The organism is Acinetobacter sichuanensis, from assembly GCF_003024515.2.
Lineage (GTDB): Bacteria > Pseudomonadota > Gammaproteobacteria > Pseudomonadales > Moraxellaceae > Acinetobacter > Acinetobacter sichuanensis.
Genome location: NZ_PYIX02000088.1, coordinates 1 through 4,732, shown reverse-complemented (window position 1 = coordinate 4,732; position 4,732 = coordinate 1). Strand labels below are relative to the sequence as shown.

At 32.2% G+C, this 4,732-nt stretch carries 5 protein-coding genes; 1 reads left to right on the top strand and 4 read right to left on the bottom strand.

What is annotated here, in order from left to right; translation table 11 throughout:
• Positions 1-105: 105 nt before the first annotated feature.
• Complete coding sequence (locus tag C9E89_RS21505) at positions 106-999, top strand: LysR family transcriptional regulator (protein WP_107010169.1); 894 nt, start codon at positions 106-108, stop codon at positions 997-999.
• A gap of 156 nt (positions 1,000-1,155) precedes the next feature.
• On the opposite strand, the gene C9E89_RS21500 is transcribed toward C9E89_RS21505, so the two are convergent.
• The 4 genes from C9E89_RS21500 to C9E89_RS21485 all read right to left on the bottom strand — a co-directional run.
• Positions 1,156-1,992: an alpha/beta hydrolase gene (locus C9E89_RS21500; protein ID WP_107010168.1), complete on the bottom strand. Its 837-nt coding sequence runs from the start codon at positions 1,990-1,992 to the stop codon at positions 1,156-1,158.
• Between the two features lie 16 nt (positions 1,993-2,008).
• Positions 2,009-2,896 (bottom strand): metal-dependent hydrolase, encoded by an 888-nt coding sequence (locus tag C9E89_RS21495; RefSeq protein ID WP_107010167.1) that lies wholly within the window; start codon positions 2,894-2,896, stop codon positions 2,009-2,011.
• Between the two features lie 151 nt (positions 2,897-3,047).
• Positions 3,048-3,482: a PaaI family thioesterase gene (locus C9E89_RS21490; RefSeq protein WP_107010166.1), complete on the bottom strand. Its 435-nt coding sequence runs from the start codon at positions 3,480-3,482 to the stop codon at positions 3,048-3,050.
• A 1,129-nt stretch (positions 3,483-4,611) separates the two neighbouring features.
• Positions 4,612-4,732: 4Fe-4S dicluster domain-containing protein (locus C9E89_RS21485; RefSeq protein WP_147305725.1), on the bottom strand; the 121-nt coding region annotated here is incomplete at its 5' end.

The window sequence follows — 4,732 nt, the reverse complement described above, 5'->3', positions numbered from 1 at the left end:
AGTTAAAATGGGATAGAGTCATGAATAGGATTAATAAATGATACGTTTTTAAGTGGTATTATTTCTAATATTAACGCTTAAATTACTGAACCATAGAGGGTCTATATGATTACAAAAGAGAACTATAATGATCTATATGCCTTTCTGATGGTGACTCGTGAAGGAAGTTTTACTAAAGCAGCAGGTAAGCTAGGTGTTTCACAGTCTGCTTTGAGCCATACCATTCGTGGACTGGAAGAGCGTTTAGGGATGTTGTTGCTCACTCGGACTACACGTAGCGTTTCTCCGACAGAGGCTGGTGACAAGCTCAGACAGACGATTGGAGCGAGTTTTGATCATATAGATAATGAATTATCATTACTGTCGAAACTAAGAGATACACCAGCGGGAAATGTAAGAATAAATGCAAGTCATCATGCTATCCGTTATGTGCTATTACCGAAATTAAAGCAATTAACGCAGCTTTATCCAGATATCAATATTGAGTTAACTGCAAATAATGGCATGGTTGATATTGTAGCGGAACGTTTTGATGCAGGTGTCCGTTTTGGTAGTCGGGTCGCAGAAGGAATGATTGCTGTTCGGATTAGTTCAGATGTCAGAATGGTTGTTGTTGCATCGCCTGAATACCTTGCGCTAAAGGGCATCCCAGAAAAACCACAAGATTTGATTCAACATAACTGTATTGGCTATCGATTGTCTACTCAAGGTGGATTATATCAATGGGCATTCTTGGTTGAAGGCATTGAAACTAAAATTAAAGTTTCTGGGCAATGGGTCTTTAATGATTCTGAGCTTATTGCTGATGCAGTATTAGCTGGAGAAGGCATTGCTTACATTCCTGAAGAGCTTATTCAGGACAATTTATTACAAGGGCAATTAATAAAAGTATTGGATGAGTATGCAATAGCATACCCAGGATTTCATTTGTATTATCCTCATCGTAGACAGCAGTCACCAGCTTTGAAACTTGTTATTGATACATTAAGAGTAAATTAAATCATTATTGGTAGTACATTAAGCTTATGGGAGTTATGGCTATTTCTTTACGAAATGAGATCTTGAGGAAAACTTATTTAACTGAAGCAAATATCAAACCACTCATCTAACTGCTCAATAATCCATAAAAAGTGATCATAAAATCAAAATCTATATTTAAATAGTATCCAGAATATGTTTTGTTAATAACACATAACTTTGCACAGGTATCCAGTGATTTTCATCTAAAATAACTTCTTTATACTGAGAATTCATATATCTATGATTTAATTCAACACTACGTTTACTCACAGCAGCATCATATTTACCCCATATAAATAAAGCAGGGATTTTAATATTTCCCATTAACTTTAAATTCAATTCATAAGGAAGTGCCTTATACCACTTAATTGCATAATGAATACGCTTTTCTTTAATCATCCTTTGGCGAAAATCTAATATTTGTTGTGCATTCATACCAGTATTTCTTAATAAAGATTCACTTAATTTTGGAAATTCCTCAAATAATAATTCAGAAATTAAGGGTAATTGAAATAACCATATATAATAAGATTTTATAATTTGATTACTGGTTAACATAGAGCGTAATACAGCTGCTCTATGTGGGACAGAAATTGCGATCAAATGCTTAATTTTTTGTGGATATTTTCGCGCAATATCCCATGCAATAATCGCTCCCCAATCATGTCCAACTAAATAGACTGATTGACCTATAATATCTAACAAGGTATTAATATCTTCAACCAGTAAAGAACTCTTATAATCTGACGTTTTCTTCGGTTGTGCTGTTAGGCTATAGCCACGCTGATTCACTGCATAAGTTCTATACCCATGGGAGTTTAAAATTTCACTTGTTTCCCTCCAAATTTCATTAGTTTCAGGAAAACCATGTAACATTACAAAAGGTTTACCATCTAAAGGACCAGAATCAATAACATCAAAAGTTAAATTATCTCTTTGATAAAAGCTTAGTCTCTGCTGAGTTAAATCCATGCTATGACTCCTCCATTTAAAAACTATTGGCTTGAAAATAATACTTGGCTATTTGATCATTTCCTTCATTTTTAGGGTTATAAAAAGGGCTACCCCATCTAATCACAGAAGCTAGCAAATATTTCAAAGATGGTGCTTTTCCAGTTATTTTAGATTCTTTTTCAATTGCTTTTAAAATCTTATAATAGGTTGTAGGGATTGTATTTTTATCTAAAATTTGATCCTGATTGATACTATATTTTATTGCTCGCCCCCATACGATTATAAATATTGGTAAAACTATAGCCATGGTGATCTGTCGACCAAAATAGAACCCTATTTTTGTTTCACAAAGGTGTTTAAATAACTTGAAAGCAATTTCTCTGTGCTCAACTTCTTCAGCACCATGCCAACGAATTAGGCGTAATACTTCTTGATCAATATCATTAAGTCGATCTTCTTCAAGTACCCACATTCCTAGAACTGCTGTGAAATGTTCAATAGCTGCAATCATACCAACTTGAAATAATAGCCATTTTTTACCTAAAATTGGATTAAGCCATTGTTTGTTAAATGGCTTTTTTTCAAACCAATTTTTAAATAGCAAATCAATCGATTTAACATATTCAGAAAGGTCAATATTATTTTCTTTATAAAACTCTAACAATCCATTATGAGATTTAGCATGAGTAGCCTCTTGACCAATAAAACCTTTAACATCTTGATAAAGTTGGGGATCCGTAATTTCAGATAATGCATTATTAAAAACACGGCAAAACCATAATTCACCTGGTGGCAAAAGCATATGGAGCGGATTAGTCGCATGCGTAATAAAAGGACTTCCAGCCCAATAAATAGAAGTTTTAGAAAAATCAAAACTAATTTTTCTAGCTTCAATATCACTCTTCACATAATGAGAACTCATTTTGATACTCCAATAAAAATAGCATTTATCTTAATAAAGGCTAAAAAATCAAATTTTTATAAAGAGTTTTTAGCCACTGGTTGTGGAGTTTGATTGATTCGCTTTATTCCTTATCATGAATTTTTATAAAAAATTTGAGATAAGAAAAAATCTATCTACGAATGATCATATTTGTTGAAGTTGCATAAGCATAAAGTCTTCCATTTTCATCCCGTAAATAACCTTCTGAAATAACAAGATTTTTTCCAGCATTAATAACTTTCGCTTCTGCAATTAGTTTTTTATTAAAAGGCATAGGTCGACACATTTTTATAGTCAAATCAGTTGTTCCATATCCTTCTCCAGGATTTAAGAGCGTATGTGTTGCACAACCTGTAACAGAATCAAGCACTGTTGCAGCAAATCCTCCATGTACACCTCCCATTGGATTGGTATGGCGTTCGTCAGCTATTGCACTAAAAACAATTCTGCCATGCTCAATTTCTACGAATTCCATTGGAATGGTCCGAGCAATACTAGGAGGTGGAAGAAGTCCAGTTTTGACTGCTTGCATGATCTCCAACCCAGTCATATTATTAAAATTCATATTTTTTCCTTATATATAAGTCATTTATAGTTGAGTTTTTTATTCAACTACATCTCATTTTTTGTATCAAGAAATCTGTAATTGGGTTATACCAGTCTAGCCCCAAGACTTATTTGAAAACATCTAATCAATACTCTGAACAAAAGAGTGTATTTACTATTACTTCGTAATTTCGATGAATTAATTTTTCATTTCCTTTACAAATAATAAGTTCCTTTTTAGAACTTACTTATTTATAATGTCCAAAGAACAGCAAAGTTGTCAATCGAATATTAGAAAATTAAAGCTAGTTTGTCCTTAAATGACAATTTAATGCCTATATTCACATTTTTTTGGAGAAGAATCGTGAAATGGTAAGAACTTAAAGAGTTAGAATGTTCTATAGCAAGAAGTTTATATATTCTTGGTGATAGGTAGACACTACTAATTATTCGCAATAACAGAAAACAAAAAAGTAGAAAAATTTTGAAAATTTAGATTACGTTTAATAAGAAAACTCTATTTTTTTTGTTGAAAACTGTAGTTTTGAAGAAATTTAATTTATAAATAAAATTTCATATATGAAGTTATCCTTATTTTTTAGATCAATAAAAGGTGGTGTTCTAAAAAATATGCTGAGCCAAAAAAGCAAGCAACGAACAATTGAGTTATTTTAAATGTGTGAAAATCTCAATAAAACTTCGTTATTATTGATTCTAAACTCCTGATTAGCATAATTCAAAAAGTAATCAAGGAGATGAGAAAATGACTTTAAAGGTAACGGCAATAACAGGCTGGGTATCTGGACTAGCTTCTAAGGTGATGGATTACATTGAGCTTAGTAACTGACTTTGTTTTTTAACCAAGTTTTTGTGTTAGTTCTAATGTAAATAGGACTTACTCACTATAATTTTTCTAGCTTTTTGGAAAGAGATAAAAATTATCTAAAATAAAGCCATTAACACCATACCAAATGATGAGTCTAATCTAATTTTTTGCTTATTATAAATACCAAAAAACAGAGCTTTTAAACCTAGCTTCCTTGGAAACTAGGTTTACCTAAATAATTAAAAATGAAGTGTTATTCACAACATTCAATGGGTAAGCGTATTAATTACGCAAACTATCCAATTACATATTAGGATACTAATTACATATTTGGATAGTTTGGACCACCACCGCCTTCAGGCGTTACCCAAGTGATATTCTGAGATGGGTCTTTAATATCACAAGTCTTACAATGAACACAGTTTGCTGCGTTGATTTGGAAG